General features: G+C 68.5%; 30 protein-coding genes. 11 read left to right on the plus strand and 19 right to left on the minus strand.

Annotated features, from left to right (window positions below; translation table 11 throughout):
• Positions 1-122: 122 nt before the first annotated feature.
• From paaE to ABIS05_RS14430, 9 genes are all read right to left on the minus strand, one after another.
• Complete coding sequence (paaE, locus tag ABIS05_RS14390; protein ID WP_348011105.1) at positions 123-1181, minus strand: 1,2-phenylacetyl-CoA epoxidase subunit PaaE; 1059 nt, start codon at positions 1179-1181, stop codon at positions 123-125.
• Positions 1182-1649, minus strand: coding sequence for a 1,2-phenylacetyl-CoA epoxidase subunit PaaD (gene paaD, locus ABIS05_RS14395; RefSeq protein ID WP_348011106.1), 468 nt, complete (start codon positions 1647-1649; stop codon positions 1182-1184).
• Complete coding sequence (paaC, locus tag ABIS05_RS14400) at positions 1649-2413, minus strand: 1,2-phenylacetyl-CoA epoxidase subunit PaaC (RefSeq protein ID WP_348011107.1); 765 nt, start codon at positions 2411-2413, stop codon at positions 1649-1651. Before paaC ends, paaD begins: the two co-directional genes overlap by 1 nt.
• Positions 2413-2706: a 1,2-phenylacetyl-CoA epoxidase subunit PaaB gene (gene paaB, locus ABIS05_RS14405; RefSeq protein WP_348011108.1), complete on the minus strand. Its 294-nt coding sequence runs from the start codon at positions 2704-2706 to the stop codon at positions 2413-2415. The genes paaC and paaB overlap by 1 nt, the downstream gene beginning before the upstream one ends.
• Positions 2706-3710 (minus strand): 1,2-phenylacetyl-CoA epoxidase subunit PaaA, encoded by a 1005-nt coding sequence (paaA, locus tag ABIS05_RS14410; protein ID WP_348011109.1) that lies wholly within the window; start codon positions 3708-3710, stop codon positions 2706-2708. The genes paaB and paaA overlap by 1 nt, the downstream gene beginning before the upstream one ends.
• 1 nt (position 3711) lies before the next feature.
• A complete protein-coding gene (gene paaK / locus ABIS05_RS14415) occupies positions 3712-5013 on the minus strand; it encodes a phenylacetate--CoA ligase PaaK (protein WP_348011110.1) in 1302 nt (433 codons plus the stop codon).
• On the minus strand, positions 5010-5435 hold the full coding sequence (gene paaI, locus ABIS05_RS14420) for a hydroxyphenylacetyl-CoA thioesterase PaaI (RefSeq protein WP_348011111.1): 426 nt from the start codon (positions 5433-5435) through the stop codon (positions 5010-5012). Before paaI ends, paaK begins: the two co-directional genes overlap by 4 nt.
• Positions 5435-6247 carry an enoyl-CoA hydratase-related protein gene (locus tag ABIS05_RS14425; RefSeq protein WP_348011112.1) on the minus strand — a complete coding sequence of 271 codons (813 nt, stop codon included), beginning with the start codon at positions 6245-6247 and terminating at the stop codon, positions 5435-5437. Before ABIS05_RS14425 ends, paaI begins: the two co-directional genes overlap by 1 nt.
• Positions 6248-6322: 75 nt before the next feature.
• On the minus strand, positions 6323-7276 hold the full coding sequence (locus ABIS05_RS14430) for a PfkB family carbohydrate kinase (RefSeq protein ID WP_348011113.1): 954 nt from the start codon (positions 7274-7276) through the stop codon (positions 6323-6325).
• Between the two features lie 75 nt (positions 7277-7351).
• Between ABIS05_RS14430 and moaA the strand changes: the two genes are divergently transcribed.
• From moaA to ABIS05_RS14445, 3 genes are all read left to right on the plus strand, one after another.
• Entirely contained in the window at positions 7352-8470 is a 1119-nt protein-coding gene (moaA, locus tag ABIS05_RS14435; RefSeq protein ID WP_348011114.1) for a GTP 3',8-cyclase MoaA, read from the plus strand.
• A gap of 117 nt (positions 8471-8587) precedes the next feature.
• The gene (gene mobA / locus ABIS05_RS14440) at positions 8588-9151 is read left to right on the plus strand and encodes a molybdenum cofactor guanylyltransferase MobA (protein ID WP_348011115.1); all 564 of its coding nucleotides are present in this window, start codon (positions 8588-8590) and stop codon (positions 9149-9151) included.
• A complete protein-coding gene (locus ABIS05_RS14445; RefSeq protein WP_348011116.1) occupies positions 9144-9665 on the plus strand; it encodes an N-acetyltransferase in 522 nt (173 codons plus the stop codon). Before mobA ends, ABIS05_RS14445 begins: the two co-directional genes overlap by 8 nt.
• On the opposite strand, the gene ABIS05_RS14450 is transcribed toward ABIS05_RS14445, so the two are convergent.
• Positions 9654-10181, minus strand: a complete 528-nt coding sequence (locus ABIS05_RS14450; protein ID WP_348011117.1) for a YceI family protein — start codon at positions 10179-10181, stop codon at positions 9654-9656. The genes ABIS05_RS14445 and ABIS05_RS14450 overlap by 12 nt on opposite strands.
• A gap of 172 nt (positions 10182-10353) precedes the next feature.
• On the opposite strand from ABIS05_RS14450, the gene ABIS05_RS14455 reads away from it, so the two are divergent.
• From ABIS05_RS14455 to ABIS05_RS14475, 5 genes are all read left to right on the plus strand, one after another.
• On the plus strand, positions 10354-10890 hold the full coding sequence (locus ABIS05_RS14455) for an Mpo1-like protein (protein WP_348011118.1): 537 nt from the start codon (positions 10354-10356) through the stop codon (positions 10888-10890).
• Between the two features lie 12 nt (positions 10891-10902).
• Positions 10903-11916 carry a 2-dehydropantoate 2-reductase gene (locus ABIS05_RS14460; protein ID WP_348011119.1) on the plus strand — a complete coding sequence of 338 codons (1014 nt, stop codon included), beginning with the start codon at positions 10903-10905 and terminating at the stop codon, positions 11914-11916.
• Positions 11917-12007: 91 nt separating this feature from the next.
• On the plus strand, positions 12008-12586 hold the full coding sequence (locus ABIS05_RS14465) for an isochorismatase family protein (protein WP_348011120.1): 579 nt from the start codon (positions 12008-12010) through the stop codon (positions 12584-12586).
• Positions 12579-13559, plus strand: a complete 981-nt coding sequence (locus ABIS05_RS14470) for a helix-turn-helix domain-containing protein (RefSeq protein WP_348011121.1) — start codon at positions 12579-12581, stop codon at positions 13557-13559. Before ABIS05_RS14465 ends, ABIS05_RS14470 begins: the two co-directional genes overlap by 8 nt.
• A 94-nt stretch (positions 13560-13653) precedes the next feature.
• On the plus strand, positions 13654-14424 hold the full coding sequence (locus ABIS05_RS14475) for a TerC family protein (protein WP_348011122.1): 771 nt from the start codon (positions 13654-13656) through the stop codon (positions 14422-14424).
• A 50-nt stretch (positions 14425-14474) separates the two neighbouring features.
• Here ABIS05_RS14475 and ABIS05_RS14480 read toward each other — a convergent pair whose 3' ends face one another.
• From ABIS05_RS14480 to ureE, 5 genes are all read right to left on the minus strand, one after another.
• A complete protein-coding gene (locus ABIS05_RS14480) occupies positions 14475-14693 on the minus strand; it encodes a hypothetical protein (RefSeq protein ID WP_348011123.1) in 219 nt (72 codons plus the stop codon).
• 144 nt (positions 14694-14837) lie between these two features.
• Positions 14838-15686, minus strand: a complete 849-nt coding sequence (locus ABIS05_RS14485) for an urease accessory protein UreD (protein ID WP_348011124.1) — start codon at positions 15684-15686, stop codon at positions 14838-14840.
• Positions 15679-16317: an urease accessory protein UreG gene (ureG, locus tag ABIS05_RS14490; protein WP_348011125.1), complete on the minus strand. Its 639-nt coding sequence runs from the start codon at positions 16315-16317 to the stop codon at positions 15679-15681. Before ureG ends, ABIS05_RS14485 begins: the two co-directional genes overlap by 8 nt.
• A 109-nt stretch (positions 16318-16426) precedes the next feature.
• The gene (locus ABIS05_RS14495) at positions 16427-17110 is read right to left on the minus strand and encodes an urease accessory UreF family protein (RefSeq protein ID WP_348011126.1); all 684 of its coding nucleotides are present in this window, start codon (positions 17108-17110) and stop codon (positions 16427-16429) included.
• Entirely contained in the window at positions 17094-17717 is a 624-nt protein-coding gene (gene ureE / locus ABIS05_RS14500) for an urease accessory protein UreE (protein WP_348011127.1), read from the minus strand. Before ureE ends, ABIS05_RS14495 begins: the two co-directional genes overlap by 17 nt.
• Before the next feature lie 103 nt (positions 17718-17820).
• Here ureE and ABIS05_RS14505 point away from each other — a divergent pair, with 103 nt between their 5' ends.
• The 3 genes from ABIS05_RS14505 to ABIS05_RS14515 are packed head-to-tail and all read left to right on the plus strand — an operon-like array spanning position 17821 to position 19243.
• Complete coding sequence (locus ABIS05_RS14505) at positions 17821-18045, plus strand: AbrB/MazE/SpoVT family DNA-binding domain-containing protein (RefSeq protein WP_348011128.1); 225 nt, start codon at positions 17821-17823, stop codon at positions 18043-18045.
• Positions 18042-18425, plus strand: coding sequence for a type II toxin-antitoxin system death-on-curing family toxin (locus ABIS05_RS14510; RefSeq protein WP_348011129.1), 384 nt, complete (start codon positions 18042-18044; stop codon positions 18423-18425). The genes ABIS05_RS14505 and ABIS05_RS14510 overlap by 4 nt, the downstream gene beginning before the upstream one ends.
• Positions 18395-19243 (plus strand): crotonase/enoyl-CoA hydratase family protein, encoded by an 849-nt coding sequence (locus tag ABIS05_RS14515; protein ID WP_348063271.1) that lies wholly within the window; start codon positions 18395-18397, stop codon positions 19241-19243. The genes ABIS05_RS14510 and ABIS05_RS14515 overlap by 31 nt, the downstream gene beginning before the upstream one ends.
• A gap of 41 nt (positions 19244-19284) precedes the next feature.
• On the opposite strand, the gene ABIS05_RS14520 is transcribed toward ABIS05_RS14515, so the two are convergent.
• The 4 genes from ABIS05_RS14520 to ABIS05_RS14535 all read right to left on the minus strand — a co-directional run.
• A complete protein-coding gene (locus ABIS05_RS14520; RefSeq protein WP_348011131.1) occupies positions 19285-21012 on the minus strand; it encodes an acyl-CoA dehydrogenase family protein in 1728 nt (575 codons plus the stop codon).
• 1 nt (position 21013) lies between these two features.
• Positions 21014-21751 (minus strand): ABC transporter ATP-binding protein, encoded by a 738-nt coding sequence (locus tag ABIS05_RS14525; protein WP_348011132.1) that lies wholly within the window; start codon positions 21749-21751, stop codon positions 21014-21016.
• Between the two features lie 2 nt (positions 21752-21753).
• Positions 21754-23481: a branched-chain amino acid ABC transporter ATP-binding protein/permease gene (locus tag ABIS05_RS14530; protein WP_348011133.1), complete on the minus strand. Its 1728-nt coding sequence runs from the start codon at positions 23479-23481 to the stop codon at positions 21754-21756.
• 46 nt (positions 23482-23527) lie between these two features.
• Positions 23528-23824, minus strand: a 297-nt coding sequence (locus ABIS05_RS14535; protein WP_407074855.1) for an ABC transporter permease subunit, incomplete at its 5' end; no start/stop codon positions are given.

A 23824-nucleotide genomic window follows, 5' to 3' on the forward strand; every position in this document is an offset into this window, starting at 1 on the left:
GGGCGGTTTCGCAGGGGAGAGCCTTTTGCCTACTTTTGGGCGGCGCCAAAAGTAGGTCGCCCGCGGGGGCGAAATCCCCGCTGGGCCTCACGCAAAGCACCAAAGCTGCCACGCGCCCCATCTCACCGCTCATCAAACGAAATCACCACCCGCTCCGTCAACGGATGCGCCTGGCAACTCAAGATGAAGCCGGCCGCGACCTCGGCCTTGTCGAGCGCGAAGTTCTTGTCCATGCGCACCTCGCCCTCCACCAGCTTGCAGCGGCAGGTGGAACAGACGCCGCTCTTGCAAGAGAACGGCACGTCCAGGCCCTCCCGCGCGGCGGCGTCGAGCAGGCTGGGGTCGGTCGAGAAGAACTCGATTTCCCGCGAGAGGCCATCGCGGATGACGGTGACGCGTGCCTGCGGCACGTCGCCCGGCTTGACCTCATGTGGCGCAGGTCGACCCGCCAACATCTCCGGCGTGCCGAAGCGCTCGATGTGGATTCGATCGGCCACCACACCGTGGCCCAGCAACGCGGCCTCGGCCTGGTCGTTCATCTCGAAGGGACCGCAGATGAAGACCTCGTCCAGGCTCGCCGCCGGCACCGGCCCGGCCAGGAAGGCGCTGAGCTTGCCGGCGTCCAGACGCCCGCCGTACAGCGGCGCGTCCACCACCTCGCGGCTGAAGATGAGGTGCAGCGACAGCCGCGTCATGAAGCGGTTCTTCAGGTCTTCGAGTTCTTCCTTGAACATCGTCGACGCGGTGCGGCGGTTGGCGTAGATCAGCGTCGCGCGTGAGTTGGGCTCGCGTTCCAGCAGCGCGGTCAGGATGGCCAGGATGGGCGTGATGCCCGAGCCACCAGCGATGAAGAGCACGTGACGGCTCTGCGCCGACGCCGACAGCACGAAGCGGCCTTGTGGCGAGTAGGACTCGATGACGTCGCCCGGCTTGAGCTGTTCATGCACCCACGTCGAAAACGCACCGCCGTCCACGCGGCGGATGCCAACTTGCAGGCGGCGGTCGGAGCAGATGGAGTAGCTGCGGCGCAGCTCCAGGCCGGCGACGTTGGCGCGCAGCGTCAGGTACTGGCCGGGCTCGAAACCGAAGCCCTCGGCCGGCGCGTCGAAGCCGACAACCATCGCATCTTCGGTATCGCGCTCGACGGACGCGACACGAAGCGGGTGAAAGTGGAGTGCCATTTAGATCGGCTTGAAGTATTCAAAGGGTTCGAGGCATTCGATGCAGCGCCACGTCGACTTGCACGCGGTGGACCCGAAGCGCGACAGCTGCTCTGTGCGGCCGCTGTCGCACCGCGGGCAGCGCAGGCGGGGCGCGATGCGAATGGCCTGCTCGCCGCTGCATTGCGGCGGCACGATGCCGTACTGCTGCAGCTTCTCGCGGCCCTCGGGCGTGATCCAGTCGGTGCTCCACGCGGGCGCACGTTGCATAGTCACGGTCACGTCGCCGAACTCGGCCAGCGCCGCGCGCACGTCGTCGGCGATCAGCTCGGTGGCGGGGCAGCCGCTGTAGGTCGGCGTCAGCACCACCTCGACGCCCGAGGCCGTCTCGCGCAGGTCGCGCACGATGCCCAGCTCCACCAGGCTGACCGCCGGGATCTCGGGGTCGGGTACGGCGGCGAGCTTGGCGCGGGCATCAGAGAGGTTCATCACCAAGTACCGCCGGGGTAGCTGCGCTGCAAGTGCTGCATCGTCGCCAGCATGTGGCCCATGTGCTCGCTGTGAACGCCCAGGTGGCCCTGCAGTTGCATGGCGCTGTCGCGCGGCAAGGTCAACGTGGCCTGCTGCATCAGCGTGGCCCAGCGGGCGCGCCATTCCGGCTCCAGCTCGTTCCAAGCGGGGCCAACGCCATCAACGCCTTCGGCTGCGAACAGCTCGTTGAAGTAAGGCCACAGCACGTTCAGCGCGGCCTGCATGCGGGCCTGTGACTCGTCGGTGCCATCGCCCAAGCGCACGACCCAGTCGCTGCTGTGCTGGCGGTGGTAGCGCACTTCCTTCAGCGACTTGGCGGCAATGCCGGCCAGCTCGGTGTCCAGGCTGGCTTGCAGGCGGTCGTAGAGCAGCTCCAGCCAGATCGCGATGGCCGCATTGCGCACCGTCGTCAGCGCAAAGTCGCGCCCGCCGCCGCCATCGCTGGGGCTGCCCGCCGCGTTGGGCAACTCGACGAGCACGGTGTTGCGGTAGTCGCGCTCCTCGCGCAGGAAGGCGAGTTGGTCTTCATCCCTACCGGCGCCTTCGAGCGCGCAGGCATGCGTCAGCAGCGCCCGCGCCTGGCCGAGCAGGTCCAGTGCGATGTTGGGTAGTGCGAGGTCTTCCTCCAGCACCGGCGCGTGGCCAGCCCATTCGGACAGCCGCTGGCTGTGGATGAGGCAGGTGTCCGCGAGGCGCAGGACGTAGGTGGTCTTGGCGTCCATCACATGTGGTTCAGTTCGTCCGGCAGTTCATAGAACGTCGGATGGCGGTAGACCTTGTCGTCGGCCGGGTCAAAGTAGCTGCCCTTCTCGGCCGGGTCACTGGCCACGATCTGCTCGGAGCGCACGACCCAGATGCTGGTGCCTTCCTGGCGCCTTGTATAGACATCTCTCGCCATCTGGATGGCCATGGCCGAGTCGGGCGCGTGCAGGCTGCCGCAGTGCTTGTGGTCCAGGCCCGCCTTGCTGCGCACGAACACTTCCCACAAAGGCCACTCGTTCTTCGGATTGCTCATCACGCTGCCTCCGCTTTCACAGCCTGCTTGCGCGCATGCGCCAGCGCCGCATCGCGCACCCAGGCGCCGTCGTCCCAGGCCTTGTTGCGGGCGGCCAGGCGCTCGCGGTTGCAGGGACCTTCGCCGCCCACCACGCGCCAGAACTCGGGCCAGTCGATGTCGCCGAAGTCGTACGAATCCCGCTCGGCGTTCCACTTCAGCGCCGGGTCGGGCACCGTCACGCCGAGGATGTCGGCCTGCGGAATCGTCGCGTCGACGAACTTCTGGCGCAGCGTGTCGTTGGTGACGCGTTTGATGCCCCAGCGCATGCTCTGCTCGGAGTTGGGCGAGTCGGCATCGGCCGGGCCGAACATCATCAGCGACGGCCACCACCAGCGGTTCACGGCGTCCTGCACCATGGCCTGCTGTTGCGCCGTGCCCTTCTTCATCATCGTCAGCAGGCTCTCGTAGCCCTGGCGCTGGTGGAAGCTCTCCTCGCGGCAGACGCGAATCATGGCCCGCGCATACGGCGCGTAGGAGCAGCGGCAGAGCGGCACCTGGTTCATGATGGCCGCGCCGTCCACCAGCCAGCCGACGACGCCGATGTCGGCCCAGGTCAGCGTGGGGTAGTTGAAGATGGAGCTGTACTTGGCCTTGCCCGACAGCAGCGCCTCGGTCATCTCGTCGCGGCTGGTGCCCAGCGTCTCGGCGGCGGCGTAGAGGTAGAGGCCGTGGCCGCCCTCGTCCTGCACCTTGGCCAGCAGGATGGCCTTGCGCTTGAGCGTCGGCGCACGCGTGATCCAGTTGCCCTCGGGCAGCATGCCGACGATCTCGCTGTGGGCGTGCTGGCTGATCTGGCGCACGAGAGTCCTGCGGTAGTGCTCGGGCATCCAGTCCTTGGCCTCGATGAACTCGCCGGCATCGATGCGCGCCTCGAAGGCTTCCTCGCGGGCGAGGTCTTCGGCGCTCTTCACGACCTTCGGCTTGGCCTCGCGGGCCATCAGGTCCATGGCTTGTGTGTACATCTCAAGCTCCTTGCTTCTTGCGTTGGTCCACCACGCGACGGGCCTTGCCGACCAGCGTGCGTTCGATGGAGTTGTTCGGCTCGACGTTGATCGTCGCAGTCACGCCGATCAGGTTCTTGATGCGCTCGGTCAGGCGCTTGGCAATGCCGTCGTCGCTCGCACCCAGCGCCAGTTCGCAGCGGATGACCAGTTCGTCCAGATGCCCGTTACGGCTGACGACGAGCTGGTATTGCCCGCCCAGCGCTTGCTCCTGCAGCACCAGCTCCTCTACCTGCGTGGGGAACAGGTTGACGCCACGGATGATGAGCATGTCGTCGCTGCGGCCGACGATCTTGCCCATGCGGCGCATGCTGCGCGACGTGGGCGGCAGCAGGCGGGTCAGGTCGCGCGTGCGGTAGCGGATGACGGGCATGGCCTCTTTCGTCAGCGAGGTGAAGACGAGTTCGCCTTCAGCGCCGTCGGGCAGCACCTCGCCCGTCTCGGGATCGATGATCTCGGCGAGGAAATGGTCTTCCCACACGACCGGGCCATCCTTGCTCTCGACGCACTCGCTGGCCACGCCTGGGCCCATCACTTCGGACAGGCCGTAGATGTCCACTGCGTCGATGCCCGCACCGGTCTCGATCTCGCGGCGCATCGCCTCCGTCCACGGCTCGGCGCCGAAGATGCCGACCTTCAGCGACGACTCGCGCGCGTCCAGCCCCTGGCGCGTGAACTCCTCGATCAGCACCTGCATGTAGCTGGGCGTGACCATGATGATGTCGGGCTTGAAGTCGGTGATGAGCTGCACCTGCTTCTCGGTCTGGCCGCCGCTCATCGGGATGACCGTGCAGCCCAGCCGCTCGGCGCCGTAGTGCGCGCCCAGGCCGCCGGTGAACAGGCCGTAGCCGTAGGCCACATGCACTAGGTCGCCCGCGCGGCCACCTGCAGCGCGGATGGAGCGGGCGACGAGGTTGGCCCAGTTGTCGATGTCCTTCAGCGTGTAGCCGACGACGGTGGGCTTGCCCGTGGTGCCTGACGACGCATGGATGCGCGCCAGTTGCTCGCGCGGCACGGCGAACATGCCGAACGGGTAGTTCGCGCGCAGATCCTGCTTGGTCGTGAACGGAAACTTGGCTAGATCCGCCAGCGTCTTCAGGTCATCCGGTTGCACGCCGGCTGCATCGAAGCTGGCCGTGTAGTGCGACACGTGGTCGTAGGCATGCTGCAGGCTCCAGCGCAGGCGTTGCAACTGCAGCGCCTGCAACTCATCGCGGCTGGCGATCTCGATGGGGTCCAACTCGCCGGGGCTTGGGGGCCTCATTCAAAAACCTTTCGTTCGCCAAGGCGGTAGGAGCGACCACGGAACATCGCGATCAGGTCGCCATGCTGGTTCTTCACCGTCACGTCGTAGAGCCCCGTGCGGCCGGCCAAAGAGGCCTCAGCGGCCGTGGCGGTCAACACATCGCCGAGCTTGGCCGACTTCAGGATGTCGATGCCAAAGCCCGACGCCACCGTCAACGCGTTGCGGGCATTGCAGGCGAAGGCAAAGGCCGAGTCGGCCAGCGTCGCAATCAGCCCGCCGTGGCAGATGGCAAAGCCATTGAGCATGTCGGCCCGCACGGGCATCGTCGCCACCGCACGGCCGGGGCCGACGTGCACTATCTGCAGGCCCAGCATGCGGCTGGCGGCGTCGTCCGCGAACATGACATCGCGCACTTTCTCGGCAACGGCTTGTGCGTCCATCAACGGTCCTTGAATTCAGGCTTGCGCTTGTCCAGGAAGGCGGCCGTGCCCTCGAGGTAGTCATGCGCAAAGCCGAGCTGGCTCTGCAGCACCGCCTCGCGCTTGAGCGCGGGCTCGTAGTCCAGCCTCATCGCGTCGTCCAGCGCGCGGCGCGTTTCCACCAGCGCGCGGGTGGGCATGCCGGCCAGCCTCTGCGCCAACGCCATCGCGGCGTCCTGCAGCTCGGCATCGGGCAGCACGCGCGAGATCAGGCCCAGCCGTTCGGCCTCTGCGGCCTTGACCTTGTCGCCCAGCAGCGCCAGCTCCAGCGCCTTGGCGCGGCCCACCAGGCGCGGCAGCAGCCAGGTGCCGCCGCAGTCCGGGACCAGGCCGATCCTGGAAAACGCCTGAATGAAGCTCGCGCTTTCGCCCGCCAGCACGAGGTCGCAGCCCAGCGCCAGGTTGGCGCCCGCGCCCGCCGCCACGCCGTTGACGGCGGCCACCACCGGCACCGGCAGGCTGCGCAGCCGCAGCGCGAGCGGGATGTAGAACTGCTCCAGCATGTGGCCGATGTCCTTGGGCGCCTGATTCAGATTCGCCGATTCGCGGCTGGGCGCCACGTGCGGGTCGGCCAGGTCCTGCCCGGCGCTGAAGGCGCGGCCCGCGCCAGTGAGGAGCACGCAGCGCGTGGTGACGTCCTCGGCCGCAGCTTCCAGGGCCTGGCGCAGTTGGCCCAACATGGCCGCCGTGAAGGCATTCAACGCCTCGGGGCGGTTCAGGCGCAGCAAGCGCACGGCGCCGTGCTGCTCGCTCTGGATCAAGAATTCGGACATCCACGTTTCCCTACCGACCGGTCGGTTAATCGTAGAGGCCACCGCCGCCTGGTTCAAGGGAACCCAGGGAAGACCCTAGGACTTGGTGATCTCGACCGCCTCCGCCAGCGCCGCGACCAGCCCGCGCCGTGGCGGCGCGAAGCCGTGCGCCGTGCACGCGGCCGCCCCCGCCGCCAACGCCCAGCGCAAGTGCTGTTCGGCCGGCGCACCCGCATCGCGCATGAGGCTGTCCAGCAAGCCGGCCATGGCCGAGTCGCCAGCGCCCACGGTGTCGACAACCTCCACGCGCGGCGGCAGGCCGCCGCATTCCTCGACGCCGTGGAAGAGCGTCGCGCCCGCCGGGACGCCGGCTTCGGCGCGCGTCAGCAGCAGCCAGGCGTTAGGGTTCCAGGCCGCGATCTGGGCCAGGCCGGAGCGGTGGTCCGGTACGCGAAAGAGGCCGCGCAAGTCTTCGTCCGACACCTTGATGACATCGGCCAGCCGGCACATCTGCTCCAGCGTGTCGTCGTAGCTGGCGTCCATCGGCGGTGAGCGGAAGTTGGGGTCGTAGCTGATCAGCCGCCCCTCGCCCTTCAGCGCCTCGGCCAGCGCCAGCAACCGCCCGGCCAGCGGCGGGCGCACCAGCCCCAGGCTGCCGAAATGCGCCCAGCGCAGCAAGCGCGCCCAGCCGGCGGGCAGGCCCTCGGGGCGAAAGTGCAGGTCCGCGCTGTCCTGGCCAACGAAGAAATAACGTGGCGGGTCCAGCTCATGCTGCACCGCCAGCAGCGGCGGCCGGGGCAATTGCTGGATGAAGCGCATGTCCAGATGGGCGTCTTTGCTGGCCTGCCAGATCTCCGCGCCAAAAGGGTCGCTGCTGATGGCGCCGGCAAAGGCGCTCAACTGGCCCAGCGTCGACATCGCGATGGCCACGTTCCAGGGCGAGCCGCCGCAGGCGCTGCGCCATCGGTCGGACCCGGTGCGAATGAGATCCGTCAATGCTTCGCCGAAAGCGATGAATTGCGGCAGGTCGGGGTGCAGGATCTGGGTCATTTCCGCCCATTCAAACGCGCCCACGAAGCCACCGCAAGTCCCTTTAGGTTCCGCCGGCTGACACAATTGCGTCCTATGTCCGCTCGCGTGATTCCCCTGCACGACGCCCGCTCGCTGCGCGTTGCTCCGACGGCGCCGGCCGCGCTGCCCCGCCAACCGCTGGCCAACCCGCTTGCAGACACGCTTGGGCGGCCGTTGCGCGACCTGCGCATCTCGGTGACGGACCGCTGCAACTTCCGCTGCAGCTACTGCATGCCCAAGCAGGTGTTCGACAAGCACCACGAGTTTCTGCCCCACGCCGACCTCCTCAGTTTTGAGGAGATCACGCGGCTGGCGCGCAGCTTCGTCACGCTGGGCGTCGAGAAGCTGCGCATCACCGGCGGCGAGCCGACGCTGCGCCGCGGGCTCGAATCACTGATCGCCATGCTGGCCCCCCTGCGCACGCCCGACGGCCGCGAACTCGACCTGACGCTGACGACCAATGGCTCCACGCTGGTCAAGAAGGCCGCCACGCTGAAGGCCGCCGGCCTGAACCGCCTGACGGTCAGTCTGGACGGGCTGGACGACGCCGTCTTCCAGCGGATGAACGACGTCGGCTTCCCGGTGGCCGACGTGCTCGACGGCATCCGCGCCGCGCAGGCGGTGGGCCTGGGGCCGATCAAGGTCAACATGGTCGTGCAGCGCGGCGTCAACGACGATCAGATCCTGCCCATGGCGCGCCACTTCAGAGGCACAGGCGTGGTGCTGCGCTTCATCGAATACATGGACGTCGGCGCCACCAACGGCTGGCGCATGGACCAGGTGCTGCCGAGTGCCGAGGTGCAGCGCCGCATCGCAGCCGAGTTCGCCCTCACGCCGCTGTCGCGCAGCGCAGCGGGCGAGACGGCTGAGCGCTGGGCCTACAGCGACGGCGGCGGCGAGGTGGGCTTCATCTCCAGCGTCACGCAGGCCTTCTGCGGCGACTGCAACCGCGCGCGGCTGTCGACCGAGGGCCGGCTCTACACCTGCTTGTTCGCGGCGCGCGGGCACGATCTGCGCGGGCTGCTGCGCGGTGCCGAGCCGGTCAGCGACGGGCAACTGGCAAGCGCCATTGCCGGCGTGTGGTCGGGCCGCGAGGATCGCTACTCGCAGTTGCGCGGCACGGCCGCTGCGGTGACGGAGCCGCGGGTCGAGATGCATTACATCGGTGGCTGAATTGGCCCTCCCCCTACCGGCTTCGCCGGCCCCCTCAAGGGGGCGTCGCCAGTGGCCCGGCAAAGCCGGTTCCACGGCGCCCGCTGGAGGGGCTCGCGGGCTTCGCCGCGAGCAGTCATGACGGATGCGGTATTTGGGTTGGTACTTGCCGGCGGTCGCGGCACGCGCATGGGCGGCGTGGACAAGGGCTTGCAGTTGCTGGACGGCCGGCGGCTGGTGGCGCATGTCATTGACCGCTTGGCGCCGCAGGGCGGCCGCGTGTTGATCAGCGCCAACCGCCATCTGGACGACTACGCCGCCTTCGGCCATGCCGTCCTCACCGACCCACCCGGTCTCGAATTCGCCGGCCCGCTCGCCGGCATGCTGGCCGGCCTGAGCGCCATTCCCCACGACGCCTGGCTGCTGACCGCGCCCTGCGACTGCCCTCACCTGCCGCTGGACCTCGCCGCGCGTCTACTCGACGCCGCGCTGCCCCACGGCCTCGCCTTCGCCCAGGCGTCGCGTGAGCACCCGACGCACGCGCTGCTGCATGCCCGACTGCGCGCACCGCTGGCGGCCTATCTGCACGGCGGCGAGCGTGCGGTGCTGCGGTGGATGCGCTCGCAGCCCCACGGCATCGCCTGCTTCGATGAAGAAGCCGCTTTTGCCAACCTCAACCACCTCGCGGACCTGCATGGCTGATGTGTTGATCCGCCCCATGCTGGAGCCCGACCTGCTCGCCTACAAGGCGCTGCGCGACGCGATGCTCACCGGCCACCCTGAGGCCTTCACGTCGGACGCCGAGACCGAGTGCCAGCGTGACCTGGCCAGTTACCGCAGCCGTCTGTCGGGCGGCCAGGGCGGCGGCACGCTGTTCACGCTGCTGGCGCTGGACGGTGCCCGCGTCATCGGCGCGCTGACCTGCGAGCGCGAGTCGCGCCGCAACGTGCAGCACATCGCCCATCTCGTCGGCATGATGGTGGCCGACACCCACCGTGGCCGCGGCATCGGCCGGGCTTTGCTGGCTGACACGATCACCCGGCTGCAGGCGATCAGCGGGCTGGCCCAGGTCACGCTCAGCGTGACCACCAGCAACCGCACCGCTGTGGGCCTGTACGAAAGCGTGGGCTTCACGCGCTACGGCCGACTGCCGGATGCGATACGCCTGCCCGATGGCCGCCGGCTGGACAAGGACTTGATGCTGCTACGGCTGTAGCAACTCGAACTGCACGATCAGCGCGTCCTGCACGGCCAGCAGGCCGCCCAGCACCGTAAACGGCTGGATGCCGAAGTCGCTTTGGCGGATGACCACCTCACCGCGCGCACGCCGCCCTTCAACCGCGCTCACAAACCACTGCCGCCGCGTCACGCCGTGCAGCGTGATCTCGGCCTCCACCGCGCGCCGGCCGCCCTCACCCACCTGCTGCAGCGTGCGCACGACGACCTCGGGGTGTGCTGCCGCGTCCAGCGCCTTCAGCAAGTTGGCCCGTGTACCGGCGCGGGCCTCGTCGTCCACCGCGCTGGCAAAGGCGTCGCCGAGGCGGGCGCGCAAGGCGGGCGGGTCGATGGCCAGCGCGTCCAGCCGAAAGCGCAGCACCGGGCCGGCGGCCGGCCAGTCCACGCGCAGGTTGGCGGCCCGCAGGACATGGTTGTGGCCCAGGCGAGCGGCCGTACCACCGCGATAGACGAGCACGCGCAACTCGTTGCCTTCGTCGGCCGGCGGCGGCGTCACCGAGGGGACGCCAGCACAGCCTGCCAGCGCGGCCAGAGCGATCAGTAGCTGTCTGCGGCTTGTCGTTTGTGGGCTCAACTGGGGAATCTGCGGAGGTTTTGCGCGCAGCAGCGCGACGTTCTCGCACCCGGCTGGACTAGCATAGCCACCATCTCCTCATTGGAGCCCTCACATGGCCAGCTTGTTCCGCCCCGCTCTCGAATTAATGGCGCAGTACGCCGCCTACCACCGCGACCGCCGCAACATCATCACGCACTTCATCGGCATCCCGCTGATCGTCTTCGCGATCAGCGCGCTGCTCGCACGCGCGGCGTTCGATGTCGGCGACACACCGATGAACGCCGCCATCGTCCTATGGGCGCTGTCGGCACTTTGGTACCTGACACGCGGCAATCTCGTGCTCGGCGCCGCCACGGCCGCCGTCAACGGCGTGCTGACCGCCCTGGCCATGATCGCGGCCCAGGGCTCGCTGACCAACTGGCTGGCCATCGGTGTGGGCAGCTTCGTCGTCGGCTGGGTGTTCCAGTTCATCGGCCATTACTACGAAGGCAAGAAGCCCGCGTTTGTGGACGACCTTGTCGGCCTGCTCGTCGGCCCGATGTTCGTTGTCGGCGAGGCCATGTTCATGCTCGGCTGGGGCCGCCCGCTGCTGGCCGAGATCGAACGCCGCGTCGGCCCGACGCATCTGCGCGATCTAGCCCATCCGTAAGACGTCGCTTCAATGACCGGCGTTCTCGTCATGGGCGCCGGCTCGGTGGGATGTTTTGTCGGCGGCCTGACCCAGCTTGCCGGCGTTCCCGTCCATTTCGTCGGCCGCCCGCGCGTGCTGGCAGCCTTGCGCAAACAGGGACTGCGCCTGACCGACCAGGACGGCCTGGACCGCCACATCCCGCCGCTGCAACTGCGGCTTCATGAAGAGCCGCCCGCCGGTCTCAGGCCCGACCTGGTGCTGCTGTGCGTGAAGTCCGGCGCCACCGCCGAGGCCGCCACGGCACTCGCGCTGACGATGCCCGAGGGCACTCCGGTCATCAGCCTGCAGAACGGCATCGCCAACGCGGCGCAGGCCCGCGCCGTGGCGCCGCAGCTGCGCTGGCACGCGGGCATGGTGCCCTTCAACATCGCCGAGCTCGCCCCCGGCCACTACCACCGCGGCACCGCCGGCGCGCTCGCGGCCGAAGGCGCGGCGACCGACATCGCGCTGGCGGCCTGGCAGGCCGCGCTGGCCGGTATCGGCATGAGGCTGAAGCTGCACGCCGACCTGGCGCCGGTGCAGTGGGGCAAGCTGCTGATCAACCTGAACAACCCGGTCAACGCCCTCTCCGGCCGGCCGCTGCGCGACGAGTTGCTGGAGCGTGGCTACCGGCGCGTGTTTGCCGCGCTGCAGCAGGAGGCGCTCGACCTGCTGGACGCCGCACACCGCCCGGTCGCCCAGCTCACGCCGCTGCCACCACGCCGGCTGCTGATGCTGCTGCGCCTGCCCACGCCGCTGTTCCGCCTGGCCGCCGCACGCATGCTGCGCATCGACGCGCAGGCCCGCTCCAGCATGGCCGACGACCTGACGCATGGCCGCACGACGGAGATCGACGCCCTCTGCGGCGAGGTGGTGCGGCTGGCAAAAAGCCTGCACCGCAGCGCGCCGCTCAACGCGCGCATGCAGGCCCTCGTCGAAGCCCAGCCCAAGCGCCGCCGGCCTTATTCGCCGAGCGAATTGCTGCAGGCCTTGAGCCTGTCCTGATCTGATCCATCTCCGTCTGCCAGCGTGTGGCGGGCGTTGCACGGTAGCGGAACACTGAGGGCCTCTTCAACGCCAACGCGAGCCCTCCCACATGACCACCGCACTCATCGTCATCGACGCGCAGCAGTCCTTCGTCAACCGGCCCTATTTCGAACCCGCCGAGGTGCCCGCCTACCTGAACGCGCAGAACCGTCTCATTGAGGGCTTCCAGGCCGCCGGCCTGCCCATCGTGCGTGTCTTCCACGTGCAGCCCGACACCAGCGGTGCCGACCCCTTCAGCCTGGAAAGCGGCCTGGTGCGCCCGCTGGAAGGCCTGCGCGATTTCGATGCCGCGACGACGGTGCACAAGGCCCGCCACAGCGCGCTGGTCGGCAGCGGCCTGGACGTGTGGCTGACACAGCAGGGCGTGCGCCGCCTCGTCATCAGCGGCATCCGCACCGAGCAATGCTGCGAGACGACGACGCGACACGCGTCGGACCTCGGCTGGGACGTCATCTACGTGCCCGAGGCGACACTCACCTTCACGATGACGCAACCCGACGGTTCACCGCTGACGCCCGCCCAGCTGCGCGCCCGCACGGCCACCGTGCTGGACGGCCGCTTCGCCCGCGTGCTGAATGCCGAGGCGGCGCTGCAAGCCGTCACCGAGAAGGACGCCGCGCTTGCCTAAGCAGGTGCTCTTCGTCCTGCAGGACGACAGCCTGGTGCTTGACTGGGCCGGCCCGGCCGAGGCGCTGCGCCTGGCCAGCCTGCAGATCGCCGCGCTGGGCCTGGCGGTTGAGCCCTTCGCGCTGCGCTTTGCGGGCGCGAAAGCGGCGTCCACCGGCTCGGTGGGCATCCAGTTGCACGCGCTGGAGCCGTTGCCGGCGGCACTGCCCGAGGGCAGCTGGATCGTGCTCGTCGGCCGCACCTCGGCCGCAGAGGCGCGGACGCAGGCCGGCCAGCGCGAGCTCATCGCCTGGCTGGCGCGCATGGCGCCCGGGCGGCTCGGCCTGCGCCTGGTCACCGTCTGCTCGGGCGCCCTGCTCGCCGCCCGCGCCGGCCTCCTCGACGGCCGCCGTGCGACGACGCACCACCAGCATCTGGACGACCTCGCCCGCCTCGCGCCGCGCTGCACCGTGCTGCAGGACCGCGTGTTCGTGCAGGACGGCGAGGTCTTCACCAGCGCCGGCGTGACGGCCGGCATCGACCTGGCCCTGCACCTCATCGCCGAGCACGCCGGCGAGTTGGTGGCCGCGCGCGTGGCTGAGCAACTGGCCGTGCCGCTGCGCCGCGGCCCTGCCGATCCCGAACTCTCGCCGCTGCTGGCCCACCGCCAGCATCTGAACGCGAGATTGCACCGTGTGCAGGACGCCGTCAGCCTGGCGCCCTCGCAAGACTGGCCGCTGCAGCGCATGGCCGAGCTCGCCACCACGACGCCGCGCACCTTGAGCAGGCTCTTCGCCCAGCACACCGGCACCAGCCCTCAGGCCTATCTGCGCGGCGTGCGACTGGCCGTGGCGCGCCACACGCTGCAGGCCGGCGCCAGCGTGGCCGCAGCCAGCGATGCGGCTGGCTTCAATTCGGAACTGCAACTGCGCCGCGCGTGGGCGGCAGCCGGCTGGCCGGGCTCGCCGTCGGGCGCAAAGCGCCAGGCCAGCTGAGCGCCACACCCCCAGGAAAAGCGAAGCGACCTTCAGCCCCAGCCTGTGGGTCCGCTTGCGACAATTCCCGACTTTCCACGGCCGCCACTCCGCCATGCTTGAACTCCTGTCCGACCCGCAGACCTGGATCGCCCTGGCCACGCTGACTGCGCTGGAGCTGGTGCTGGGCATCGACAACATCATCTTCATCAGCATCCTGGTGGACAAGCTGCCCAAGGAGAAGCAGGAGCTGGCGCGGCGCGTGGGCCTGTTCGGCGCGATGTTCATGCGCATCGGCCTGCTGATGATGCTGGCCTGGATCGTCGGCATGGTGGAGCCGCTGTTCACGCTGCCCGTGTTCGACAAGCCGATCTCGGGGCGCGACCTCATCCTCATCGGCGGCGGTCTCTTCCTGATCTGGAAGAGTACCGGCGAGATTCACGGCTCGCTCGAAGGCGAAGACGAAAGCCACAGCACCGGTGCCAAGGCCAAGGCGGCCTTCGCGTCCATCATTCTTCAGATCATGGTCATCGACCTGGTCTTCTCGCTCGACTCCATCATCACCGCCGTCGGCATGGTGGACGACGTGCGCATCATGATCGCTGCGGTCGTCTGTTCGGTGGGTCTGATGATGTTGTTCGCCGGCCCCATTGGCCGCTTCGTGTCGGACCACCCGACCATCAAGATGCTGGCGCTGAGCTTCCTCGTCGTCGTCGGTGTCGTCCTCGTCGCCGAAGGCTTCGGCCACCACGTGCCCAAGGGCTACATCTACTTCGCCATGGCCTTCTCGCTGGGTGTCGAGATGATCAACATCAAGATGCGCAAGAAGTCCGCAACCAGGGTCAAGCTGCGCCAGCAGATGCCGGGCGGCGACGACGAGTCATGAGGCGCGCCGCCAGCGCGTGAGCGCAGGCGGCAAAGCCTACGAAACCTGCTTCAGCGCTTGCCTGCGCCCACCAGCACCAGCACGCCGCCGACGATGCCGGCAATGCCAAGCCAGATGGGGATGTTGACGGACTTCGTCTCCTTGACATTGATCTCCAGCGGGCCGATCTTGGCTGCCGTCTTCTCATCCGTGTACGAGACGCCGCCGTAAGCCAGCGCGAGCACGCCGCCGACGATCAGGGCAATAGCGATTGCACGCAAACCATTCATATAACCTCCAGGGGATTGTTGCGGCGTAGGGGATCCTTGCCGCCTGAGCGGAAGTACAACGCCTGCGTTGAGCGCAAGTTGTAGGACAGCGCCCAGGGCACCGGTCAGTTCACGGCGCGTGTTACACGATGTACAGCACGCCGCTCAGGTCGCCCAGATGCGCGGATCGTTCCCCGGCAAGTTCCACAGCCGCTCGCGCCACAGCGCCCTCACCCGCCGCAGCGCCAGCGTCACAGCCTCGACCTCGTCGCCGACGACACGCATCAGCAGCACCGCCCCACGCGGGCCAGCCAGGTGGGTGATGCCGCTGTATGGCATGTCAGGCGCCTCGGCCAGCAGTGCACGGCTGTTGTCCAGCAGCGCCTCGGCGCCTGCCAACGCGCCGGCCTGCGCGTAGACCAGCGTGCCCAGCACACGGTGGCCGGCCAGGCCGCAAGGGCCGTCGAGCAAGGCCTTGTCGCTCGCATCGAGCCAGCCCCGGTCCAGCCATTGGCCGGTGATCTCCAGGTGCTGCAGCAGCCTGCCGGCGTCGAACGGCTGGCCCGCAGCCGGCAGACCCAGCCCCAGCACCTCGGTCGCGAACAGGCTGGCACCGGGCGCGAGGCTGAGCCTGACCTCGTTGCGCGCGATGCAGCGGGGGTAGGCCAGCGTCTCCTGCGGCAGCCATTCCAGCCGCGCGCCTTCGCCCACGCTGGCGTGCACGACCTGCGCCGCCTCGCCCGCATTGGAGCGGTAAAAGCGCGTCGCAGCCGGCGTCGTGACGAAGAGATGTGCGCCGGCCTGCACGTCGATCTGGACGTCTAGCCGGTCGCCGCCGACGAGGCCGCCGGGCGGATGAACAAGCACCGCGTGCGCGATGCCGGCGCCTTCCGGGTAGAGCGTCTTCAGCAGACGCAGCGGGCCGTCGTGGCGGGCATGCACGCGGGTCGCACCGGCGCCGTCGCGCGCAGCGCTCAGCGTCAACCGCGCAGGCCAGCGGACGGCATCACCCAACGAGCAGGCCCTTCTTCTCGATGAAGGCGACCACGTCGGCTAGGCCGTCACGGGTCTTGAGGTTGGTCATGACCCAGGGCTTCACCGGCCGCATGCGCGCCGTGTCGCTGCGCATCACGTCAAGGTCGGCGCCGACGTGCGGTGCCAGGTCGGTCTTGTTGATGACGAAGAGGTCGCTCTTCGTGATGCCCGGGCCGCCCTTGCGCGGGATCTTCTCGCCGGCAGCCACGTCGATGACATAGATCGTCAGGTCGCTCAGCTCGGGGCTGAAGGTGGCCGCGAGGTTGTCGCCGCCGCTCTCGACGAAGACGATGTCCGCGTCGGGGAACTTGTCCAGCATGCGGTCCACCGCTTCGAGGTTGATGGAACAGTCCTCGCGGATGGCGGTGTGGGGGCAGCCGCCGGTCTCCACGCCCATGATGCGTTCGGGGGCCAGCGCGCCGGCCACGGTCAGCAGACGCTGGTCTTCCTTGGTGTAGATGTCGTTGGTGACGACGACGATGTCCCAGCGGTCGCGCATCGTCTTGCAGAGCATCTCGACCAGGGTGGTCTTGCCCGAGCCGACCGGGCCGCCAACGCCCACGCGAAGGGGCGGCAGCTTCTTCGTGCGATTGGGGATGGCGTGCATCATGACTGCCCCTCGTGCGTCGAATACGCCGCACGATCCCCCGAGGGGATGGCGGGCCGGCTTGGGACGGCCCGGCGCTCGGCCCGACTGGAAGTGGTGATCATCAAGGTACTCATGAGCGGAACAGTCTCGAATATTGGGTTTCGTGGCGGGCGCCGTAGATGCCGAGCAGCGGCGCAAAAGCCATGGGCTCGGGCGCAGCCAGCGCGGCCGCCACCGCATGCGGGATGGCGTGCACGAGGCGTGCCAACAGGCGCTGGCCCGAGGTCTGCCCCAGCGGCACGCAGCGCACGGCCGCCTGCATCAGGTTCTCGGCCCAGCCGAAGGCAATGGCCTGCAAAGCAGGCTGCAGCGCGGCGCCGCGCGATGCGGCAACAGCACCCATGACGACCGGCCAGGTCGGCGCCGGCCTGAGGGCTTGCAGCAGCGGCAGCACGGGCGCTTCGGGCATCAAGCCCTGCATCCACACGAGCAGGCTGCGGCCCATCTGCTGGGCCTGCTGCAGGCTCTCGCTGGTCTCGCGGGTCTGCAGCGTCCAGGCATTGAGTTCGGCGAGGCGGGCGCCGTCCAGCGCCAGCGTGGCGGCGTGGGCCGCGGCGGCAACGGCCAACTCGGCGCGGGCCTGCACGAGTTCGAGCTGGCTCAGCAACCAGTCACCGGCGCTGGTCTCGTCGTGCACGATGCCAGCGTCGACGGCGGCCTCCAGGCCTTCCGAATAACTGAAGCCGCCCACCGGCAGCGTGGGCGACGCGAGCCAGAGCAGGTGCAGCAGCGTGGGGTCAGTGCTTGTGGTCATGCCCGTGGTCGTGACCGCAGCCGGGACCGTGCACATGACCGTCGTCGTGCGCCTTGACGGGAATCGCTAGCGGCCGACGCGTGGGTGCCTGCGCGGGTTCGTGCGCGTGGTCCTGGTGCTCATGGCCGTGATGGTGATGCCCGCGGCCGGCACCCTCGCCATAGGCCCCGCCCTCGGGCTCGAAGGCGGCCTGCGCCTCTGTGACGATGAGATGCTGGCGGCGCAGCATGTCGGCCAGCACGGGGTCGGGCTCGAACTGCAGCAGCTCAGGCTGCAGTTCCAGCGGCACGTGGCGGTTGCCGAGGTGGTAGGCAGCACGCAGCAGGTCGAAGGGCTTGCCGTGATCGGTGCAGACGCGCACCTGCAGCACCGGTTGGGGCGAAGCGATGACGCGGAGCATCGATCCATCTTCGGCCACCAGCACATCGCCGCCACGCAGCGCGGTGCCGCGCGGCAGCACGACGCCGATCTCGCGGCCGGTGGAATCGGTGGTGGAAAAGCGGCTCTTGCTGCGCGTGTCCCAGTCGAGTTCGAGGGTCGGCGCGCGCTTGACGAGGACGGCGGCGAGGCCGGCACCGCCGGGAATGCGTTTGGAGGCGTGGATCATGGGCCGAGTATCCCGCCAGCTTTTCATCGTCTGGAAGGCAAGCTTGCCGCCACTGAAACGAGCGCGTAGTATTACAAACGTTATAACTTCAGGATTGAAGGCCATGAGCGCTCTCAAGATCACCCAGATCGGCAACTCGGTCGGCGTCATCCTGCCAAAGGAAGTACTGGCGCGACTGAAGGTGGAAAAAGGCGACGTGCTCTATCTGACCGAGGCCGCCAACGGCGTCACGCTGACGCCTTACGACCCCGCAGTGGAGGCTCAGATCGAAGCCGGCCGCGAGTTCATGCGCGAGTACCGCGACACCTTCCACCAGCTCGCCAAGTGAGCTGGGTCTGGATCAACCGCGCCGCGCTGGAGCTGCTTCATGGTGAAAGCCTGCGTGAGCACGGTGGTGCAGCGGGGCTTCGCGACGAGGGCCTGCTGGAATCGGCGCTGGCCCGGTCACCCAATTTCGCCCACTACGGCGAGCCGGACTTGTTCGACCTGGCGGCAAGCTACGGCGTGGGTCTGGCGAAGAACCGCCCGTTTGTCGACGGCAACAAGCGCGCGGCATTCCTGTCCATCGGCCTCTTCCTCTACCTGAACGGCCGGCGGCTGACGGCCACTCAGGCCGAGGCGACGCTGACCATGCTCTCGGTCGCCGCCGGCAATGTCGACGAACCGACGCTCGCGCGATGGCTGCGCGAACACACCGCTCCACGCTGACCATCCCCATGCAACTCGAAACCCTCACCCTCTCCATCCAGAGCCACATCGCCACCGTCCGCCTCAACCGGCCCGACAAGGCCAACGCGATGAACGCGGTGATGTGGCAGGACATCCGCCGTGCGTTCGACTGGATCGACGGCCAGCCCGAAGCCCGGGTGGCCGTGCTGGAGGGCGAAGGCAAGCACTTCACCGCCGGCATCGATCTGCAAATGATGATGGGCATCGCCCCGCAGATCGCCGACCCCTGCGATGGCCGCACACGCGAGAGCCTGCGCCGCGTCATCCTCGACATGCAGGACACGCTCACGAGTCTTGAGCGCTGCCGCAAGCCCGTGCTCGCGGCCATCCACGGCGCCTGCGTGGGCGGCGGCATCGACCTGATCTGCGCCGCCGACATGCGCTACTGCAGCGCCGACGCCTACTTCTCCATCAAGGAGATCGACATCGGCATGGTGGCCGACGTAGGCACGCTGCAGCGCCTGCCCAAGCTCATCGGCTCGCAGGGCCTGGTGCGCGAGCTGGCCTACACGGGCCGGCGCGTGGAGGCGGCCGAGGCGCGCGACATCGGCCTCGTCAACCGCGTGTTCGACAGCCGCGAGGCGTTGCAGGCCGGCGTGCGCGAGATCGCCGCCAGCATCGCCGCCAAGTCGCCGCTGTCCATCCGCGGCGTCAAGGAGCAGCTGAACTACGCCCGCGACCATTCGGTGGCCGATGGCCTGAACTACATCGCGACGTGGAATGCGGCCATGCTGATGAGCGAGGACCTGAGCAAGGCCATGATGGCGGGCAAGGCGACGCCGAGCTTCCGCGACTGAGAGGCTGAGAGGTTTTCAGCCACGCCCGCCGCAGCCCGGTGTTATGTCGCAGGGCTGACTTGCGGCAGCGGCCTGGCCACGGCGTGCACCCGCAGCCAGTGCGGCGCGGCGTCGGGCAGCAGGGCCTGCAAGCCATGCCGCAGCTGTTCGGTCTTGGTGTGCGCCCAGGCGCGGTCGGGCTCGTCCAGCGCGGCGCGCGCGCTGGCGGCCAGGGCCCAGGCCAGCAGCAGGTGGGCCGTGCCCATCAAGTAGTCGTCGGCCACGCGCAGTGCGGCTTCGGCGTCACTGGCGGCTTGCGCCTGCACGGCCGCAGTGGCACTGCGCGACTGGGCGATCTGCCCCCGCAGCGCATCGGCATAGTCCTGCAGCGCGGGCACTTCCGCGCAGCGCGTGGCTTCGGCTTCCAGTTCGGCCAGCAGCAGGGCCAATGCCGCGCCGCCGTCGGCCAGCACCTTGCGCTGCAAGAGGTCGATAGCCTGGATCTCGTTGGTGCCTTCGTAGACCATCGCGATGCGGCTGTCGCGCAGCGTCTGCTCCACGCCGTATTCACGCGTGTAGCCATAGCCGCCAAAGACCTGCAGTGCATCGCTGGCGGCGGCAAAGCCCTGCTGGGTGAGCCAGGCCTTGACGAGGGGCGTCAAGAGGCCGGCGATTTTCTGCGCGGCCTCGCGTTCGCCTGCGTCCGGGTGCGCGGCGGCCACGTCTATGGCCAGCGCGGCTCGGTAGGCGAGCACACGCTGTGCCTGCGTCAGCACCTGCAGACGCAGCAGCAACTGGCGCATGGCCGGGTGGCGCTGGATGGGCTGCTTCATCTGCACCCGTTCAGCCGCATGGCGCAGCGCGTTCTGTGTGGCCATCTGCTGGTGGCCCAGGCCCTGCAGGCCCACGTGCAGGCGCGCCGAGTTCATCATCAGGAACATGGCGGCCAGGCCGCAGTGCGGCTGGCCGACGATCCAGCTGGTGGCGCCGTCGTAGCTCACGGCGCAGGTGGCGCTGCCGTGGATGCCCATCTTGTGTTCGATGCCGGTCACGGCCCAGGTGTTGCGCCTGCCGTCGGGCAGCCACTTGGGAACGATGACCAGCGTGATGCCCTTGGTGCCTGGGCTGGCATCGGGCAGACGACACAGGACGAAGTGCACGATCTGCTCCGTCAGGTCGTGGTCGGCACCGCTGATGAAGATCTTGCTGCCGCTGACACGCAGCGTGCCGTCGGGCTGCGGCTGCGCCTTGGTGGTTAGCACACCCAGATCGCTGCCCGCCTGCGGTTCGGTCAGTGCCATCGCGGCCAGCGTGCGGCCGGTGGCCACGTCTTCCAGGTAGCGCGACTTCAACTCGTCCGTGCCATGCGCCTTGAGCGTTTCGTAGGCGCCGTGCAGCAGGTCCGGGTACATGTTCCAGCCATGGTTGCAGGCGCTGAGCATTTCGCGCACGGCGGCGTCCACCAGCATGGGCAGGCCCTGGCCACCCCAGTCGGGGCTGCAGGGCAGCGCAGGCCAACCGCCTTCGACGAAGGCCTTGTAGGCCGCAGGAAACGCGTCAGGCGTGCGCACGCTGCCGTCCTGCAGCCGGCAGCCCTGTGCATCGCCCGCCGCATTGATGGGCTGCAGCACTTCGCTCGCAAAGCGCGCCGCTTCCTCCAGCACCGCGCCCACGGTGCCCATGTCCAGGTCGACCCAGGCTTCGCACTGCGCCCACAGGGCCGGCGCGTGCAGCACACGCTCGATGACAAAGCGCATCTCGCGCAAGGGTGCGCGGTAGAGGTAGGGCATGTCAGGCCGTGCTCTTCTTCGCGCCGAGATAGGTGTCGATCACACGCGGGTCGTCTGCCAGTTGAGCCGCAGGGCCTTCCAGCCGGATCTCGCCGGTTTCCAGCACATAGCCGTGGTCGGCCACCTGCAGCGCGGCCCGGGCGTTCTGCTCCACCAGCAGGATGGACACGCCGTCCTGGCGCAGCCGGCTGATGATGCTGAAGATGTCGCGCACCACCAGCGGCGCCAGGCCCAGGCTGGGTTCGTCCAGCATCAGCAGCTTGGGGCCGCTCATCAGCGCGCGGCCCACGGCCAGCATCTGCCTCTCGCCGCCCGACAGCGTGCCGGCCAGCTGTGTGCGCCTTTCCTTCAGCCGCGGGAACAGGCTGTAGACCCGTTCCAGCTCCCCGCGCCAGTTGGGCACGCGCAAGCGCATGGCGCGGTAGCCGCCCAGCACCAGGTTGTCTTCCACCGGCATGGTGGTGAAGAGCTCGCGCTTTTCCGGCACCAAGGCCAGCCCCATCATCACGCGGTCTTCCAGCGAGGCGTCGGCCAGGTCCTGGCCGTCAAACAGCACGCGGCCCCGTGAGGGCAGCACGCCCATCAGTGCGTTCAGCAAGGTGCTCTTGCCCGCGCCGTTGGGCCCGATGACGGTGACCACCTGGCCCTTGGGCAGTTGCAGGTTCAGGCCCGTCAGCACCTCCGCGCGGCCATAACCGGCGCGAAGGTCACTCACTTGGAGAAGCAGTTCGGTCGCCATGACTAGTGCTCCGTGCCCAGATACGCGGCGCGCACCGCGGGGCTGGCCTGCACTTCGCCCGGCGTGCCTTCCATCAGCTTGGTGCCGAACTCCATCACCACGATGCGGTCGGTCAGGCCCATCACGAATTCCATGTCGTGTTCCACCAGCAGGATGCTCAGGCCCTCGGCTTTCAGTTGGCGCAGCACCTCGGCCAAGGCCTGCTTCTCCTTGTGGCGCAAGCCTGCGGCGGGTTCGTCCAGCAGCAGCAGCGCGGGGTCGGTGGCCAGCGCGCGGGCAATCTCCATCAGCCGCTGCGGGCCCAGGGCCAGGTTGCCGGCCAGTTCATGCATCTGGCCGGCCATGCCGACGCGCGCCAACTGGCGTTCGGCCTCGGCAAACAGGCGCTTTTCCTCGGCGCGGTCCAGACGCAGCATGGCCTTCAGCGTGCCGCTGCTGCTGCGCAGGTAGCCGCCGATGGCGACGTTCTCCAGCACCGTCATCTCCGGCACCATCTTGACGTGCTGGAAGGTGCGGCTCATGCCGCGCCTGGCGATCTCGCGACTGGCCAGGCCGCTCACGGGCCGGCCCCGAAAAGTGACCCGGCCGCTGGTCAGGCCCAGCACGCCAGTCACCAGATTGAAGGTCGTGCTCTTGCCCGCGCCATTGGGCCCGATCAGGCCGATGATCTCGCCGCTGCGGACCTGGAAGCTCACGTCGTTGACGGCCACCAGGCCGCCGAACTGCTTGCGCACCTTGTCCACCTCCAGCAGCAGTTCACCGCGTGTGGGTTGGTCGCGCGCCGGCAAGGCGGGCGCGCCGTCCCAGTCGCGCACGCGCTGTTTGGGCGGCGCCAGGCGCGCGAAGAAGGACCACAGGCCGTCGGGCGCGTACTTGAGCACGGCCACCAGCACCACGCCAAAAACCACGGCCTCGAAGTTGCCGCTGGTGCCGAGCAACTTGGGCAGCAGCACCTGCAGCTGGTCGTCCACGATGCGCACCACGGCCGCGCCCAGGAAGGCGCCCCAGACATTGCCGATGCCACCCAGCACGGTCATTAACAGGTATTCGATGCCCTTGCCCAGGGAGAAGGGCGTGGGGTTCACCGAACGCTGGAGGTGCGCGAACAACCAGCCCGACACGGCCGCCAGCAGCGCCGCCAGCACGAAGGCCGTCAGCTTGTAGCGGAAGGTTGAAATGCCCATGGCCTCGGCCATGGTGGAGCCACTCTTCAACGAGCGGATGGCGCGCCCCGGCCGCGAGTCCAGCAGGTTGGTGACGGCCAGCGCCGCCAGCAGCGCCAGCAGCCAGATCAGGTCGTGCAGGCCGCGGCCGGTGCCCAGGTCCATGCCGAAGGCCTTGAGCGTGGGCACGCCCTGCAGGCCGTCGTACTTGCCCAGCCAGTCCATGTTGCCCATGGTGTAGTACAGCACCAGGCCCCAGGCGATGGTGGCCAGCGGCAGGTAGTGGCCCGACATGCGCAAGGTGATGGCGCCCAGCACCAGCGCGACCACGATCGACAGTGCGACACCGATCGGCAGCGTCAACCAGGGCGACACGCCCATCTTCACCGCGAGAAAGGCAGCCGTGTAGGCGCCGACTCCGACGAAAGCCGCCTGGCCGAAGGACGTGAGGCCGGAGACACCCGTCAACAGCACCAGGCCGAGCGCCACGATGGCATACAGACCGATGTAGTTGAGCTGGGTGATCCAGAAGTCCGGCAGCGGCAGCAGCGGCACGGCCAGCAGCATCAAGGCCGCAAAAATCGGAAACGCAAATCGCGACAGCAAGATCACGTCAGTGTTCCTCGATGTGCGGATCGCGCAACGAGCGCCACAACAACACCGGGATGATCGAGCTGAAGACGATCACTTCCTTGAACGCGCTGGCCCAAAACGAGCCGAAGCTCTCCAGCAAGCCGACGCACAGCGCGCCGATCAGCGCCTGGGGGTAGCTTGACAGCCCGGCGAACACGGCGGCGACGAAGCCCTTCAGGCCGATCAGGAAACCTGAGTCGTAGAACACCGTCGTCGTCGGCCCGATCAGCAGGCCGGACAGTGCGCCGATGAAGGCGGCCATCGTGAAGGTCAGCCG

The sequence above is a fragment of the Roseateles sp. genome (assembly GCF_039929605.1).
Lineage (GTDB): Bacteria > Pseudomonadota > Gammaproteobacteria > Burkholderiales > Burkholderiaceae_C > Pelomonas.